The sequence below is a fragment of the Shewanella sp. AS16 genome, assembly GCF_021412365.1.
Taxonomy (GTDB): Bacteria; Pseudomonadota; Gammaproteobacteria; order Enterobacterales; family Shewanellaceae; genus Shewanella; species Shewanella salipaludis.
This window is the reverse complement of sequence record NZ_JAKCLK010000002.1, coordinates 615,078-630,745: the sequence shown is the minus strand read 5'-3', so window position 1 is coordinate 630,745 and position 15,668 is coordinate 615,078. Positions and strand designations below refer to the sequence as shown.

At 59.4% G+C, this 15,668-nt stretch carries 10 protein-coding genes; 6 read left to right on the top strand and 4 right to left on the bottom strand.

Annotated features, from left to right (window positions below):
* Positions 1 to 9 precede the first annotated feature (9 nt).
* From LZP73_RS07530 to LZP73_RS07510, 5 genes are all read left to right on the top strand, one after another.
* Positions 10 to 1,317, top strand: coding sequence for an amidohydrolase (locus tag LZP73_RS07530; protein ID WP_234233885.1), 1,308 nt, complete (start codon positions 10 to 12; stop codon positions 1,315 to 1,317).
* A gap of 135 nt (positions 1,318 to 1,452) precedes the next feature.
* On the top strand, positions 1,453 to 2,784 hold the full coding sequence (locus tag LZP73_RS07525) for a M16 family metallopeptidase (protein WP_234233883.1): 1,332 nt from the start codon (positions 1,453 to 1,455) through the stop codon (positions 2,782 to 2,784).
* Complete coding sequence (locus LZP73_RS07520) at positions 2,781 to 4,229, top strand: M16 family metallopeptidase (protein ID WP_234233881.1); 1,449 nt, start codon at positions 2,781 to 2,783, stop codon at positions 4,227 to 4,229. Before LZP73_RS07525 ends, LZP73_RS07520 begins: the two co-directional genes overlap by 4 nt.
* A 308-nt stretch (positions 4,230 to 4,537) precedes the next feature.
* On the top strand, positions 4,538 to 5,452 hold the full coding sequence (locus LZP73_RS07515) for a pirin family protein (protein ID WP_234233879.1): 915 nt from the start codon (positions 4,538 to 4,540) through the stop codon (positions 5,450 to 5,452).
* A 17-nt stretch (positions 5,453 to 5,469) separates the two neighbouring features.
* Positions 5,470 to 7,092 (top strand): MFS transporter, encoded by a 1,623-nt coding sequence (locus LZP73_RS07510; protein ID WP_234233877.1) that lies wholly within the window; start codon positions 5,470 to 5,472, stop codon positions 7,090 to 7,092.
* Positions 7,093 to 7,155: 63 nt separating this feature from the next.
* On the opposite strand, the gene LZP73_RS07505 is transcribed toward LZP73_RS07510, so the two are convergent.
* Complete coding sequence (locus LZP73_RS07505; RefSeq protein WP_234233876.1) at positions 7,156 to 7,620, bottom strand: tRNA (cytidine(34)-2'-O)-methyltransferase; 465 nt, start codon at positions 7,618 to 7,620, stop codon at positions 7,156 to 7,158.
* Positions 7,621 to 8,360: 740 nt separating this feature from the next.
* On the bottom strand, positions 8,361 to 10,199 hold the full coding sequence (locus LZP73_RS07500) for a DUF885 domain-containing protein (protein ID WP_234233875.1): 1,839 nt from the start codon (positions 10,197 to 10,199) through the stop codon (positions 8,361 to 8,363).
* A gap of 408 nt (positions 10,200 to 10,607) precedes the next feature.
* On the opposite strand from LZP73_RS07500, the gene LZP73_RS07495 reads away from it, so the two are divergent.
* Positions 10,608 to 11,882: a CinA family nicotinamide mononucleotide deamidase-related protein gene (locus tag LZP73_RS07495; protein ID WP_234233874.1), complete on the top strand. Its 1,275-nt coding sequence runs from the start codon at positions 10,608 to 10,610 to the stop codon at positions 11,880 to 11,882.
* 90 nt (positions 11,883 to 11,972) lie between these two features.
* Here the strand turns inward: LZP73_RS07495 and LZP73_RS07490 are convergent, their stop codons facing one another.
* A complete protein-coding gene (locus LZP73_RS07490) occupies positions 11,973 to 12,539 on the bottom strand; it encodes a DUF1439 domain-containing protein (protein ID WP_234233873.1) in 567 nt (188 codons plus the stop codon).
* A complete protein-coding gene (gene ppc, locus LZP73_RS07485) occupies positions 12,536 to 15,181 on the bottom strand; it encodes a phosphoenolpyruvate carboxylase (RefSeq protein WP_234233872.1) in 2,646 nt (881 codons plus the stop codon). The genes LZP73_RS07490 and ppc overlap by 4 nt, the downstream gene beginning before the upstream one ends.
* Between the last annotated feature and the right edge of the window lie 487 nt (positions 15,182 to 15,668).

Genomic DNA, 15,668 nt, shown 5'->3' with positions numbered 1-15,668 from the left:
GGGTTCATTATGGATTTAACTGCTAACGCTCGCCTGCTCGGCGCCACTCTCTTGCTCTCCTCCGCCGGCTATGCCTTGCCGGCTTGGGCCACGGATGCGAAACAACTGGCGCTGGAGATAGAGTCAAAGGTGATCCAATGGCGCCGGGATCTGCATCAACATCCTGAGTTATCCAATCGTGAGTTTCGCACCGGCAAGCTGATAGCAACACACCTGCGCAGCTTGGGACTCGAGGTGCAGACAGGGGTGGCACACACAGGGGTGGTGGCCATGCTCCATGGCGGCAAACCCGGTCCGCTGATCGCCCTGCGTGCCGACATGGATGCCCTGCCGGTGACAGAGAAAGTGGACTTGCCCTTCGCCTCCAAGGCGACAGATTCCTACCGTGGCCAGAGCGTGGGGGTGATGCATGCCTGTGGCCACGACACCCATGTGGCCATGCTGATGGGGGTGGCCGAGAACCTGGTGCAGCTTAAAGACAGTTTGGCGGGCGATGTGATGTTTATCTTCCAGCCGGCGGAGGAAGGGGCGCCCGAGGGCGAAGAAGGTGGCGCCGAGCTGATGCTCAAAGAGGGGCTGTTTGCCGAGCGTAAACCCCAACAGGTGTTTGGCATGCATGTGACCTCCAGCTTGCCAAGCGGGGTCATAGGGGTGCGTGCCGGTCCGGCGATGGCGAGTGAGGATTCCTTCACCATAGAAGTCACCGGCCGCCAGACCCATGGCTCCAGGCCCTGGAATGGCGTCGATCCCATAGTGGCCTCGGCCCAGATAATCAATGGCGTCCAGACCATCATCAGCCGCCAGGTGGATGTCACCAAGGCGCCGGCCGTGGTCAGCTTCGGCGCGATCAACGGCGGCATACGTTCCAACATCATCCCCGACAAGGTCGAGCTGATAGGCACTATCCGCAGCTTCGATCAGCAGATGCGGGCCGATATTAAGCTGAAACTGGCCGAGATGAGCAGCCTGCTGGCCAAGAGCGTTGGCGCCAGTGCCACCACGGAGATCCACCAGGGCTATCCTGTGCTGGTCAACAACCCTGAACTGGTGGCGCAGATGAAGCCGGTACTCGCCTCCGTGGTGGGGGATGCCAGGCTGATAGAGCCTGGGCTTATCACGGGCGCCGAGGATTTTGCCTACTATGCTCTGGAGGCCCCGGGGATGTTCTTCTTCCTCGGCGTGACTCCCGAGGGTCAGGATCCCAAGACGGCCGCCAGCAACCATTCGCCCGAGTTCTATGTGGACGAGGCGGCGCTCAGGGTGGGGGTCGAGGCCATGACCAAGGTGGCCATGACGGCATTGGGTGCCAGGCCCTGAATACCGGCCGCCGTGCCCTTTTGCCGCTCAGGGTAATCTGAGCTTACAAAATACTTGGAGAAGATTAGGTAATTGTTCTTGATTTAATTGGGGAATTATCTTCTCATAGGGCTTTTATCGCAAGGAGCGAATACAATGAAATTCAGTTTCAGCGCCCTGTTGCTGTCCATGGGGCTGCTAGCGGCCCCTGGCGCGGCCCAGGCGACCACGGCCGCCGACATTCAGAGTTTTACTCTGGATAACGGCATGAAGATCATGGTATTGGAGGATGGATCCATTCCCAACGCCAACATGTACCTATTCTGGAAGGTGGGATCCCGCAACGAAGTGCCGGGGATCACGGGTATCTCGCATTTCTTCGAACATATGATGTTCAACGGCTCGAAGAAATACGGTCCCAAGATGTTCGACCGCACCATGGAGGCCGCGGGTGGGGCGAACAACGCCTACACCACGGAGAACATGACAGTCTATACGGACTGGTTCCCCGCCAATGCCCTGGAAACCATGTTCGATCTGGAAGCAGATCGCATCGCCAACCTGGATATTAACCAGACCATGGTCGACAGTGAGCGCGGTGTCGTCGCCTCCGAGCGCACCACAGGGCTGGAAAACTCCAACTGGCGTACCCTGCAGGAAGAGCTCAAGGGCGTTGCCTTCAGGGCTCATCCCTACAGCTGGCCTGTGATAGGCCATGAATCCGATATTGCCGCCTGGACCCTGGACGATCTGGTGCAGTACCACAAGACCTACTATGCGCCCAACAACGCTGTGATGGTGGTATCCGGCGATGTTAAGTTCGACGAAGTCAAACGCCTGGCGGATAAATACCTGGCCCCGATCCCGGCACAGGCGCCGCCCGCCAGAGTCAGAACGGTCGAACCTCAGCAGAAGGGTGAACGCAGGGTCTTCGTACAGAAGGCCTCGGTGAGCACCCCAAATGTGATGCTGGCCTATCATGTGCCTGCCAGTTCGGATGCAGATTACTATGCGCTGGATCTGCTCAGTGCCATCCTGAGTCAAGGCAAGAGCTCGCGCCTGTATCGTGGCCTGGTCGACAAGCAAGTGGCGCTGGAGGCGGAGGCTTACCTGCCCATGTCCTTGGATCCCAACCTGTTTTACATCATGGGCGTTGCCAGCCCGGGCGTTGCCGCCACCAAGCTGGAACAGGCTTTGCTTACCCAGATCAAGGCCATAGCCCGTGACGGCGTGACCAGGAACGAGTTGGAAAAGGTCAAAAACATCAAGCTGATGGAATTTTACCATGCCATGGAAACCATCAACGGCAAGGCCAACACCTTAGGCACCTATGAGCTGTATTTCGGCAGCTATGACAAGTTGTTCAATGCCCCCAGGGCCTACAACCAGCTGACCCCGGCCGACATCCAGCGTGTCGCCCAGACTTACTTAACCAAGGCGAATCGTACTGTTGCAGTGCTGGCCGCTACCGAGGAGGCAGACCTATGAGCCGAGTCACACAGATATTCAGCCAGACTCGCATCGTTGGCGCCTTGTTGCTCGCCGGCAGCCTGACCCTGGCAGGCTGTGCCGCCACCCAGAAACATGCCGGCTCCAGCCTGGTCGATACCGGCAGCTTCAGCATGCCTGCGTATGAAAAATTCACCCTGGATAATGGCCTGAGTTTCTACCTTATGCCGCAAACCGAAGTGCCATTGGTGACCCTGAATGCCATGGTGCGCGCCGGCGCGATCAACGACACCAAGGCCGGGGTGGCACACATGACCTCCCAATGGCTGCTGTTGGGTTCGGGCGGCAAATCCAAGGCCGAGATAGAACAGACGGTCGACTCCCTGGGTGCCAGCCTGCAGGCCGAAGCCGGCATGGAAGGCAGCTATCTGAGCGCCGACTTCATGGCCAAGGATACCGACAAGATGTTGCCCCTGTTCGCCACCGTGCTCCTGAGTCCGAATTTCGACTATGCCGAATTTGACAAGCTGCGTGAGCGCGAAATCGCCGGCCTGTCCCAGGACAAGGAGAGCCCGCGTGCCGTGATCGGCCGCTACTTCAACAAGCTGGTGTTCGGTACCCATCCCTATGGCAATGCGGCTTCCGGGACCCGCGAATCCCTGGCCGGACTGAGCCTGTCTCAGCTGCGGGCCTTCCACAAGAGCTACTATCAGCCACAGAATACCAGCATCAGCGTGGTCGGCGACTTCGACCCGGCACAGATGAAAGCCAGACTGAAAAAGGCTTTCGCCGGCTGGAAAAATACCAGGGAACTGGTGCAACCCGAGCTCGCACAGCTGCCATCGCTGGACAAGTCTAAGGTCTTGCTGGTCGACAAGGGGGATGCCATAGAGACAACCTTCCTCATAGGGGGCCCAGGGATAAACCGCAGTAACCCGGACTATGTGGGACTGACTGTGGTCAACACCATTCTCGGTGGGCGCTTCACTTCCTGGCTCAACGACGAGCTGAGGGTGAACAGTGGCCTGACCTATGGCGCCCGCTCGGGTTTCGTTCCTTATGCCCATGCAGGCCTGTTCCAGATCAGCACCTTCACCAAGCAGGCTTCCACCCAGGAAGCCATAGACCTGGCGCTGAAAACCTATGCCCGTCTGTGGCAACAGGGCATAGATCAGCAGACGCTGGATTCGGCCAAGGCCTACGTCAAGGGACAGTTCCCGCCCAAGTTCGAAACCAGTGGCCAGTTGGCCGGCCTGCTGTCCGACATGGCGCTGTACGGTTTCGACGACAGTTTCATCAACGAGTTCCAGGCCAAGGTGGATGGCTTGACTCTGGAAGAAACCCGGCGTCTGGTGAATACCTATTTCCCCCAGCACAATCTGCAATACGTGCTGATAGGCAATGCCGACAAGATAGCCAAGATAGCGGCCAAGTACGGCGAAGTGACCCGGGTCGACATCAAGGCCGCGGGTTTTGGCGGTTAGCCCAGACCGATCACCCATGCCACTTCGGCTGACGCGTCAATGAGATAGAGCCTGCAATTGCAGGCTCTACTTTTATGTCGCTCTCAAGCTCATGCATGGGCCAGGTATCAGTCCATGGGCCTGCTAGTGCTATCGGCACTCCTCATCTAAGCTTAACCGGCACCTTGGCGCATGACCCATGAGGTATTTTGCGCATGCCCAGGGCATGGCAAGTTTGCCGCTTCCATGGCGCCGGGGTAGACGGCCTCGGGCGGATAGCCATGAATGGCTGCTGGTATGTGGGCTTACTACGACAGGAGAAGGCGACTATGAGTAATACAGTGAGACAACCCGAACTCGAGTGTGAGCTGCTTTCCGGCTGCGGGGCAATAGAGCTGCTCATTCGGCCCAGAGACAAAGACCTGGGCGGTTTTTCGGTGCGCCGTTCACTGCCGACGACGGAACGTAAGATGATCGGCCCCTGGATCTTCTTCGATCATATGGGGCCGGCGCAGTTTCCCGCCGGTGAGGGCATCAATGTGCGGCCGCATCCGCATATCAATCTCGCCACTGTGACCTATCTGTTCGAGGGGGAAATTTTGCACCGTGACTCCCTCGGCAGCGTGCAGGCGATCCGTCCGGGCGACATCAACTTGATGGTGGCCGGCAGTGGCCTGGTGCATTCGGAGCGGGAGCGCCCCGAAGTGCGGCGTGTGCCCCATAGGCTGCATGGCCTGCAGCTGTGGCTGGCGTTGCCGCAGGCGTGTGAGGAAATTGAGCCTGCCTTCTACCATTATCCGAATGCCGAGATCCCCTCGGTCACAGTGGCCGGGGTGCCTGTGCGGGTGATGATGGGCACGGCCTACGGGGTCACGTCGCCGGTGAAAACCTATGCCGAAACCTTATACCTGGAGGCGCATCTGCAGGCGGGGCAGTCGCTGCTGCTGCCGGATGCCGCCGAGCGCGGCCTCTATGTGGCCTACGGCGAGCTCAAGGCGCGCGACACGCTGTTGCCGCTGCATTCCATGGCGGTGTTTTCCAGTGCCGCCGGGGTGGTGGTGGAGGCCGTGGAGGAGTCCCGTATCGCCATCATAGGCGGGGAAAGCTTGGGTCAGCGTCACATAGAGTGGAACTTCGTCTCCAGTCGCAAGGAGCGAATAGAGCAGGCCAAACGGGACTGGCAGGCGGGACGTTTTCCCAAGGTGCCGGGTGATGCAGAGGAATTCATTCCTCTGCCCGAATAGCGGGCGGAGTCTCAAGCATGGCGGGAACTAAGGGGCAGGCGTCCGGGGAGACGGCCGGCGGCTCGGCCTGGGCGCCCTTGGGTATCCCAGTGTTTCGGGCGCTCTGGATAGCCACTCTGGCGTCCAACATAGGCACCTGGATGCATGACATAGGCGCCGGCTGGCTGATGACCCAGTTGTCGTCATCGGCGCTGATGGTCGCCTGGGTGCAGACTGCGACCAGCTTGCCGATATTCCTGCTGGCATTGCCGGCCGGGGCCCTGGCGGACATCGTAGATCGGCGCCGTCACCTGATCCTGGTGCAGCTGTTCATGGTCATAGTGACCGGCAGCCTGGCTCTGGTGACGCAGCTGGGGGTCATCACCCCTTGGCTGCTGGTCGGCATGACCTTCGCCATGGGGATAGGCTCGGCCATGCTGATGCCGGCTTGGGCGGCCATAGTGCCCGAGTTGGTGCCCCGCGAGGCGCTGCCATCCGCCATCGCCCTCAACAGCATGGGGATCAATGTCGCCAGGGCCATAGGCCCGGCACTCGCCGGCGTCATAGTTTCGTTTGCCGGCAGCGGCGCCGTATTCGCCCTCAATGCCGTTTCCTATCTTGGGGTGATCTGGGTATTGACTGGATGGCAACGGCGGCCGGCCGTCAGCCAACTGCCCGCCGAGAGGATGCTGGGCGCCATGCGCTCCGGGCTGCGTTTCGCCAGGCATGCGCCGGCATTGCAGGCCGCGGCCATAAGAGGGGTGGGTTTCGCCCTGTTTGCCAGTGCTGCCTGGGCGCTCCTGCCTTTGGTGGCCAAGCGGCTGCCGGACGGCGGGCCCCAGAGCTTCGGCCTCTTGGTTGCCGCCGTCGGTGCAGGCGCAGTTTGCGGCGCCCTGGTGTTGCCCAGACTCAGGCTGAGGCTTTCCCGCAACCTGCTGGTGACGCTGGCGAGCCTGCTCTATGCCGGCTGCCTGTATGGCCTGGCGACCCTGCAGCACTTGCCGGTCCTGGCACTTGTGATGGCCTTGAGCGGTGTCGCCTGGTTGACTGTGCTCTCATCCCTGCAAGTCACGGCGCAGCTGGCGTTGCCCAATTGGGTGCGCTCCCGGGGATTGGCCCTGTTCATGTGTGTCTTCATGGGTTCCATGGCGCTGGGCAGCCTGGTCTGGGGCAAGCTGGCCGAGCTGTTGAGCCTAAGCCAGTCTCTGACCTTGGCCTCGGTCGGCGCGCTGCTCTCTGTGATCTTGACCCGGCGCTGGCACCTTGGCGGCATGGAGGAGCTCGACTTGAGCCCTTCCATGCATTGGCCCTCGGCGCCGAGCAACGATGCCCTGAGCCATGATGCCGGCCCGGTACTGGTGACCATAGAGTATGAGTTGCCGCCGGATAGGGTCCCTGAGTTTCAGGCGCTGGTGGCCGCCCTGGGCAAGCTCAGGCGCCAGAATGGCGCATTTTCCTGGGGCCTGTATCAGGATGCTGAGTCGCCTGGGCATTTCATCGAATCTTTCAACGATGACTCCTGGCTCGCTCACCTGCGGCAGCACGAGCGGGTAACGGGCGACATGCGCGCCTTGCAGCAGCAGATCCTGGGGTTATTGCTGCCCGGGAGCAAGCCGGTGATCAGCCATTATGTCGCGCCCAAGCTCAAGAATCCGCGGTAACCCCCAAGAATCCACGGTAACGCCCGGGGAATGCCAAGGGTCAGGTGGCATGCGTGTGCCAGGCTAGAGCGAGCCGGCAAAATCCAACTGGCGCCAGGCCTCGTAGCTGATGATGGCCACGGCGTTGGACAGGTTCAGGCTGCGGCTGCTGGCGACCATGGGGATCTTCAGCCGCTGCTCGGCCGGGATGGAGGCTATGATTTCCATCGGCAGGCCGCGGGTCTCGGGGCCGAACAGCAATACATCGCCGGCGACATAGCTCAGCTCAGTGTGCGGCCTGCTGCCCTTGGTGGTGCAGGCCATGATGCGCCTGTCGCCCATGGCCTCAAGGAAGGCGTCGAAGTCTTTATGGCGGCTGACCCGGGTCAGATCGCCATAATCCAGCCCGGCGCGGCGCAGCTTCTTCTCCTCCAGATCGAAACCCAGGGGCTCGATCAGATGCAACTGACAGCCGTTATTGGCGCATAAGCGGATGATGTTGCCGGTATTGGGGGCGATTTCTGGCTCGAATAGTGCGATATGAAACATGCTGGACCTGAGAGTGAACAAAGTGACGGCCGATTATAAGCCGAAACTGGGCTGCATAGCAGCAGAACCTGTTGGCGTCCCCCTGGGGAGTGACTTGCTTCGGCTTTTGGCCGAGAAAGTCGTGGGCTTTCAGCCCCTAGGTTTAAATCAAGAGCCGACCAATAGGGGCGCAACAGCAATCTCCTCTAGCCCCTGGCTCACCTGAGGCTAACTCGGCATCCATGCCTCGTTCACGCCTTTTTGTTTAATCGAAAGCGTCCAACCTTTTTCGGCAACTCCGAAGGGGGAGTGGCGTTTTCTGTGGCTATGGTTGCCGCTAGTGACCTCTGTGCGAATTCAAAAGTCGAGGAGGAACACCAGAGAGGGCACTGTTGCACCAGTGACCTTCGGCGAAAGGGACTTCGCCGCAGAGCATTCAGGGATGAACTTGCTGCGTGTCACTGGTGTAACAGTGCGCAGGCCCACGGCAGGTGATGGGTTGCAAACTCACTTGCAGAAACAATATGCAGAGTGAGCAATGCAGTTCTCTACCGAGAGTATCAATGCTGAACAACGGCCTCACGGCCGAGAAAGTCGTGGGCTTCCGGCCCCTAGGTTTACATCAAAGGCCGGCCGAGAGGGAATTGAGTGCCACAAGGCTGCTGGCTTGTCCACCACTTGGGGGAATAGTTTGGGGAATGGAACTTGGCTGGCAACCCTGGGCCAGAATTGTTTCTGGCCCAGGGGAATATGGCTGACTGTTAGCCGAGCGCTGCGTCTTGTTTGGTCTTGATGTAATCCATCACCAGCTCCCGCAGGAGGGTGAGGGGGACTGGGCCATTCTTCAACACTACGTCATGGAAGTCGCGCAGGTTGAATTTATCGCCGAGGGCGGCCTGGGCTTCGCTGCGCAGGCGCAGGATTTCCATCATGCCCACCTTGTAGGCGGTGGCTTGCGCCGGCATCACTATGTAGCGTTCTATCTCGGCGGTGACATCGGATTCGGCCATGCCAGTGTTGTCGAGCATGTACTTTATGGCCTGTTCACGGGTCCAGCGCTTGGCGTGAATGCCTGTGTCGACCACCAGGCGCACGCCGCGGAATAGCTCGGCCTGCAAACGCCCTATGTTGTCGTATGGGTCTTTTTGGAAACCCAATTCCCAGGCCAGGCGCTCAGCATACAGGGCCCAACCCTCGGCATAGGCGGTAAAGCTGGCCTGGGTGCGGATCATGGGGATGTCTTGCAGTTCATTTTGAATGGCGATCTGAAAGTGATGCCCTGGTACCGCCTCGTGATAGGCCAGGGTGCGCATGCTGTATTTGGGCGTGGCTTTCACGTCATACAGGTTGGCGTAGAACATGCCTGGGCGCGAGCCGTCCATTGAGGGGCCGTTGTAATAGGCGCCAGGGGCGGTTTTTTCCGAAAACTCGGGTACCCGTTTGACCACCACCTTGGCTGCGGGGCGGATATTGAAGGCATCGCCCAGGCCATCGTTGACCTCCTCGATGATGCTTTCATAGTCGGTCAATATTTGCTGGCGACCCGCGTCATCGTCGCTGTAGTAGAAACGCTCTTCTGCGCTTAGTTGATCTATCAGGGCCTTGAAGCCGACGCTGGTGTCGTAACCCTGGGCAGCCATAATGCCGACTATTTCGGCTTGAATGCGCTCGACTTCCGCCAGTCCTATTTTGTGGATTTCGTCGGCTGTCATGTCGGTGGTGGTATTGGTGCGCAGCAGGTAGTTGTAATACTCTGCGCCGTCGGGGAATTTCCAGACGCCGGCATCCGTGTTGGATTTACTGCGCAGCCGGGTAAAGTAGTCGATATAGCTCTGGTAGCCTGGATAGACGCTCTGCTCAATCTCGGTCGCCGCCTGGCTCAGAAAGTCTGCGCGCGTTTGCTGGCTCATGTCTGTGACTTTGTCGAGTTTGTCCTTGAAGGAAGCATAGAGGACGTTTTCCTCCGCGGGTTGCTCGACAAAATTCTTCATGATCTCGATGGACTTGTCTATCACAAAGGTGGGCGGAATGATGCCCAGTTCTTCGCGTTTCACCAGGCCTTGCATATTTTGCTTAAGCTTGGTGTCTATTTTGGATAAACGGGCAATATAGTAGGTCGCATCCTGTGCACTCTTGACGCTGTGAAAAGTATCGAGAAAACGCGGTATTTGGTTTTGCAGGCCAAATAATTGATTAACCGGATAGTCGTAGTAGCGAAACTTACGTTGTTTCACAGGATCGCCCAACAGCTCCATGACCACCTTCTTGGTAATGAGTTCGTTTTGGGGCAACTCGGCGTCGGGATAATTATTCAGGCCAAGATAGATCTCATCGAGGAAATTGAGTTGTTCATCGCCGGCGGCCAGCGAGTTGTCATCCCAGTCGGCGTTGTGGCCATGGATGCCTATTTGATCCAGCAATCCCATGGAAGTGAGTGATTCCGGGCTCTTGAGCACAAACTTGAGGAATGCGCGATTGTAGAAGTTGTTGGCAAAATAGGGTTTGTCTGCGGTCCACTCGTGATAAGCGAAACTGGCGCCAAGCAGCAGCACAGAACCCAAACCTATGCCGGTCCATTTCAATACTTTCTTAATCTTCATTATTAACTGTCCCTTTAATTATTCTACGCAGTCTGGGGTAACCCAAATAACCTGAGTCAGGGTAACAGTGGCCATGGATAATATCCATAGGTGCCGGTATCGGCTATTTAACCCCGCCAGTGACTCCTGGAATGAATAAGAGCTTCGCCGGCCTAGAGGATGTTGGAATAAGAGAACCTTGGAATAAGAGGAATAGCAATACTGGCCAAGCTGCTGCCGAGAAACATGCCTTGCGTTAACGCGACCGGCGCCAGGGGAGGCCGCTGGCAAGCTGCGACTACAGCCCTGGCTGCCGGCCCTGGGTATCTGTCTTGCTATTCCCCTTTGGCGCCATTACCTTAGGGCAAAGGCCAAGCTTAAGTCCTTAAGTTTGAGGCACGGATTTGGGATTCACCCTGAGGAGTTGGGATGAAGTTAGAAATGATTTGCACCGGTGAAGAGGTGCTCGCCGGCCAGATACTGGACACCAATGCCGCCTGGGTGGCCGCGGCCCTGATGGATCACGGCGTCGAGATGCAACGCCGGATGACAGTGGGGGATCGCCTGGAGGATCTGGTGGCGGTATTCCAGGAGCGCAGCCTGCATGCGGATGTGATCTTGGTCAACGGCGGCCTGGGGCCGACCAGCGATGATTTGTCGGCGCTGGCCATGGCCAAGGCCAAGGGGGAACCCCTGGTGGAGAATGCCGAGTGGCGTGAGCGCCTGACCGGCTGGTTCGAGCGTCATAACAGGGCCATGCCGGCCAGCAATCTCAAGCAGGCCATGTTGCCCGAGTCCGCCGTCATGGTGGATAATCCTGTGGGTACCGCCTGCGGCTTCAGAGTTAGGCTCAACCGTGCCTGGCTGTTTTTCACCCCAGGGGTGCCGTTCGAATTCAAACACATGGTCGAGGAGGAGTTTATCCCCTTCCTGCAAGAGGAATTTGGCCTGGACACCAAGGTGGCGGTGAAGAAGCTGCTGACCCTGGGGCAGGGGGAGTCGGCGTTGGCGGATAAGCTGCAACCCCTGGAGCTGCCGGAGGGCATCAGCCTGGGCTACCGCTCCTCCATGCCCCACATAGAGATCAAGATTTTCGCCAGAGGCGACAAGGCGATAGGCCTGTTGCCCAGGGTGACCAATCATATCAGGCTGGTGTTGGGCACGGCGGTAGTGGCCGAAGACAGGGCGACGCTGGCCGAAGAGGTTCACCACAGACTCAAGGGCTCGGGGCTCAGCCTGAGCCTGGCCGAGTCCTGCACTGGGGGCATGCTCACCAGCGAGTTGGTGGCCTTTCCCGGCAGTTCATCCTATCTGCATCAGGGGCTGGTGACCTATAGCAACGAGTCCAAGGTCAAGGTGCTCGGGGTCAATCCCGCCACCTTGGACGATTATGGCGCCGTTTCCATAGCCACGGTCGCCGAGATGGCACAGGGGGCGCGCATGCTGCTGGACAGTGATTTTGCCTTGGCCACCAGTGGCGTCGCCGGCCCGGATGGCGGCACAGAAGACAAGCCGGTCGGCACTGTGGCCATAGCGCTGGCGACCCGCAACGGCGTCTACAGCCAGATGCTCAAGCTGCCGCGGCGCTCGCGGGAGCTGGTGCGCAGCCTGAGTGCGGCCGTGGCCCTGGACATGCTGCGGCGTGAGCTGCTGGAGCAGGCGGTGATAGTGGACTATGGCACCATGGAAAGATTCAAGAAGTAATGCCCTTGGCTGAAAAAGCCTTCCACTGGTGGAAGGCTTTTTTGTATGTCCGGGTTGTCGCCGGCTCTGGGCGGGGCGGAGCCTGGCCTGTTACTTGAGTTGCAACACCAGCTTGCCGGGCTGGACCTCCAGGCTCTTGGCCATCTTGGCCATCAGCGCCTGATTGCTGTCTTTGGTATCCAGGACATACACGGGTTGGGTCTCGAGATAGTGACGCAGGAAACTCATGAGTTGCGGCGTCGCCCGGCTGAGGGCCTGACCCAGATCCTTGGGACTGGACTCGACCCCCACCAGATTCAAGTCCCTCAGATACACCCCATGGCTCTGGCTGTCGTACCAAGGTTTGGCCTCGAAGCTGGCACTCAGGCTGGCCCTGAGCGGAAACAGCGGGGTGTGCAGCGACAGCCGGGTCATGGCGGTCACCGCCATGGTATCCGGCTTATGACCCAGGGTGACCCTTATGTCGTTGAGGCGTATGTCGACCTTGATGGGGCCGCTGCCTTCTGTGACCTCGAAGTGGATCTCCCTGTTCAGGTATTGCTCCACCTCGCGTTGGCTGACGCTGTATTGGCTGGCACAGCCACTCAGTCCCAAAAGCAGCGCCAGGGGGAGCCAGGCCGATGTCAGCCTCAGGAGCCGCTTGAGTCGCGTCATCATCCTGTGTTTCTCATGCCCGCCGCGACCCCGGCAATGGTCAACATGAGTGCCAGTTGCACATGCTCGGACGCGGGGGAGTCGGCGCTGTGTTTGCGGGTACGGGCCAGCAGTTCGGTCTGGAGGAAATTCAGCGGATCTATGTAAGGGTTGCGCAGCTTCACCGACTCGCGATTCCAGGGTGTGTGTGCCATCAGGCTGTCGGACCGGGTCAGGGTCAACACGGCCTTAATTCCGAGTTCCAGCCTGTTCCTCAGGGTCTCGCCCAGGTGGTGCAGCGCCTTGGGCACCAGGCAGGCCTCGTAATAGCGTGCCAGGTTAGGCTCCGCCTTGGCGTAGACCATCTCCAACATGGAGATGCGGGTGTTGAAGAAGGGCCATTGACGTTCCATCTCCTGCAACAGCGGCAACTCGCCCCTATCCGCCGCCGCCTGCAGTGCCTCGCCGGCACCGAGCCAGGCCGGCAGCATGAGTCGGTTCTGCGACCAGGCGAAGATCCAGGGAATGGCACGCAGGCTCTCTATGCCGCCATCGACCCTGCGCTTGGCCGGACGACTGCCCAGCGGCAGCTGTCCCAGCTCGACTTCAGGGGTGGCGGCGCGGAAATAGGCGACGAAATCGGGCTCTTCCCTCACTATGGCGCGATAGGAGGTGACGGATTCGGCGGCGATCCGCTGCATGCAGTCGCGCCACTCCTGCTTGGGTGCGGGTGGGGGCAACAGGGTCGCCTCCAACACGGCCGAGGTGTAGAGCGCCAGGCTCTGGACCGCCAGCTTGGGCAGGCCGAACTTGAAGCGGATCATCTCGCCCTGCTCAGTTACCCTGATACGGCCATCGACCGAGCCGGGGGGTTGCGACAGGATAGCCTCATGCGCCGGACCGCCGCCACGGCCTATGCTGCCGCCCCGGCCATGGAACAGGGTCAGCTTGACCCCGGCCTGCTTGCACACGGCCACCAGTTGTTCCTGGGCACTGTATTGGGCCCAGGCGGCGGCCATCACCCCGGCATCCTTGGCCGAGTCGGAATAGCCTATCATGACTTCCTGCATACCCTGGGTGTAGCCGCGATACCAGTCGAGCTTGAGCAGCGCCGTGATGCAATCGGCGGCGTTGTTGAGATCGCTCAGGGTCTCGAACAGGGGCACCACCCGCATGGGATGGCTGCAGCCGGTTTCCTTGAGCAACAGCAGCACGGCCAGCACATCCGAGGGCTTGCTCGCCATGGAGATCACATAGGAGCCCAGGGCCCTGGCGGGATGTTTGGCGACCAGGCGACAGGTGTCCAGCACCTCGGCGACCTCGGCAGATGGCTGCCAGTTGACCGGCAGCAGGGGGCGGCGATTGGTCAATTCCCGCAGCAGGAAGGCCTGTTTCTCTGTCTCGTCCCAGTGACCATAGTCCCCCATGCCCAGATAGCGGGTGAGTTCGGCTATGACGTCGCCATGACGGCCGGCATCCTGGCGTATGTCCAGCCGCAGCATATGTATGCCGAAGCAGGCGATGCGCCTGAGTATGTCCAGCAGCAGACCATTGGCGATCAGGCGCATGCCCGAGTCGCATAGGCTGCGGTACATGAGCTCAAGTGGTGCCTTGAGATCCCTCTCCTGCCAGATCAGGGTCGCTTCATCGACCTCGACACTGTGGCCTTCGAGGCGGGCGGCGAGATAATCCAGCGTGTTGCGCAGTTTCTGCCTCAGGCCGCGCAGCAGATCCCGGTAGGGCTCGCGGCTCTCGCCCGTGCAGGCCAGCAGCTCAGGGCTGGCCTCTTCCATGGATAATTCGTTCACCAGGGCCAGTATGTCTTTCAGGTAGAGCCTGGCGGCGGCATGGCGATTGCGGTACAGGACTTCCTGAGTCACCTTGGCGGTGACGAAGGGGTTGCCGTCGCGATCGCCGCCCATCCAGCTGGAGAAGCGCACCGGTGCCATGTCCGTTGGCAGTTGCTTGCCCGTGCGTTCCTCCACCTGATCGTTGAGTTGGCGCAGGAAGTCGGGCACCGCCTGCCACAGCGAGGCTTCTATGGTGCTCAGGCCCCAGCGGGCCTCGTCGACCGGGGTCGGGCGTTCGCTGCGGATCTCATTGGTATGCCAGATCTGGGCTATGAGTTGCCTCAGCCTCAGGGTGAGCTGCGCCTTCTCCCGCGCCGACAGCTGGTTGTTTTCCTGCTGGGCGAGGCAATCGACTATGGCGGCATATTTCTGGATCAGGGTGCGACGGGAGATTTCGGTCGGGTGGGCCGTCAGCACCAGATCTATATCTAAACTCTCGAGGCACTCCAGCATCCTGGCCTGATCCGTTTGCCCCTGGAGCAGACGCCCGAGCAACTGCTCGACGGGATCCGGCACGCATACCAGTTCATCACAGTCGCGGCTGATGGTATGGAACTGTTCGGCCAGATTGGCCAGGTTGAGAAATTGGTTGAAGGCCTTGGCGAAGGGGACCAACTCTTCATCCGGCAGGGCGGTCAGCAGGGCCAGCATCTGTTCCCTGGCGGCTTCATCCCCCTGGCGCGAGCGCTTGGCCAGCTGCCTTATCTGCTCGACTTTCTCGAGGAAGGCCTCGCCCAGATGGGTACGCATGGTGTCGCCCAGTATCTGTCCCAGGTTGCCTACATTCGATCTTAAAGACGCGTACATATCTGCCATAGTGACTCCAGAGTAGTAAAGCTCAAGTGCTTATTGTCGAGATCCAGGTTAGGCACAATACCCAGACCCGGGCCCCAGGGTCAACCTTGGATATCTTGGGGCCGCATGAGTTTTTGTCATCTTGAGGTCGCCATCCTGTGGCGGCAATCCTGTGCCGCCCTGGGCTGCGCGGCTTTGCATCCTTACTCACATCTGATTTTGGGGCTCAGCTCCCGGTTTATAACTTTTTTATACTTACTAAGGTCATGTGTTATATGAGGCATTTTCGGATCTGCTTCAGGCTGGTCGATGTGATATTTTAAAATATATATTCACAGATATTGCATAACTAGTGTTTTGTGTTAGTCTGGCCGTCTGTTGAGTCGAGCCCTGTTTGCAAGTTTGTGATGTGAGCCTAACTATGTATCAAAGCGTGTGGTATCCAGCCAGGTATCAAGCAAGGTGTGAGCCCATCCAGGGCGGCACTCCCATGGGGATCAAAATCTGG

What these genes read in the sequence shown, in the direction of transcription:
- LZP73_RS07530 (WP_234233885.1), top strand. Translation starts at nt 10, where the DNA reads ATGGATTTAACTGCTAACGCTCGCCTGCTCGGCGCCACTCTCTTGCTC.
- LZP73_RS07525 (WP_234233883.1), top strand. Translation starts at nt 1,453, where the DNA reads ATGAAATTCAGTTTCAGCGCCCTGTTGCTGTCCATGGGGCTGCTAGCG.
- LZP73_RS07520 (WP_234233881.1), top strand. Translation starts at nt 2,781, where the DNA reads ATGAGCCGAGTCACACAGATATTCAGCCAGACTCGCATCGTTGGCGCC.
- LZP73_RS07515 (WP_234233879.1), top strand. Translation starts at nt 4,538, where the DNA reads ATGAGTAATACAGTGAGACAACCCGAACTCGAGTGTGAGCTGCTTTCC.
- LZP73_RS07510 (WP_234233877.1), top strand. Translation starts at nt 5,470, where the DNA reads ATGGCGGGAACTAAGGGGCAGGCGTCCGGGGAGACGGCCGGCGGCTCG.
- LZP73_RS07505 (WP_234233876.1), bottom strand. Translation starts at nt 7,620, where the DNA reads ATGTTTCATATCGCACTATTCGAGCCAGAAATCGCCCCCAATACCGGC.
- LZP73_RS07500 (WP_234233875.1), bottom strand. Translation starts at nt 10,199, where the DNA reads ATGAAGATTAAGAAAGTATTGAAATGGACCGGCATAGGTTTGGGTTCT.
- LZP73_RS07495 (WP_234233874.1), top strand. Translation starts at nt 10,608, where the DNA reads ATGAAGTTAGAAATGATTTGCACCGGTGAAGAGGTGCTCGCCGGCCAG.
- LZP73_RS07490 (WP_234233873.1), bottom strand. Translation starts at nt 12,539, where the DNA reads ATGATGACGCGACTCAAGCGGCTCCTGAGGCTGACATCGGCCTGGCTC.
- ppc (WP_234233872.1), bottom strand. Translation starts at nt 15,181, where the DNA reads ATGGCAGATATGTACGCGTCTTTAAGATCGAATGTAGGCAACCTGGGA.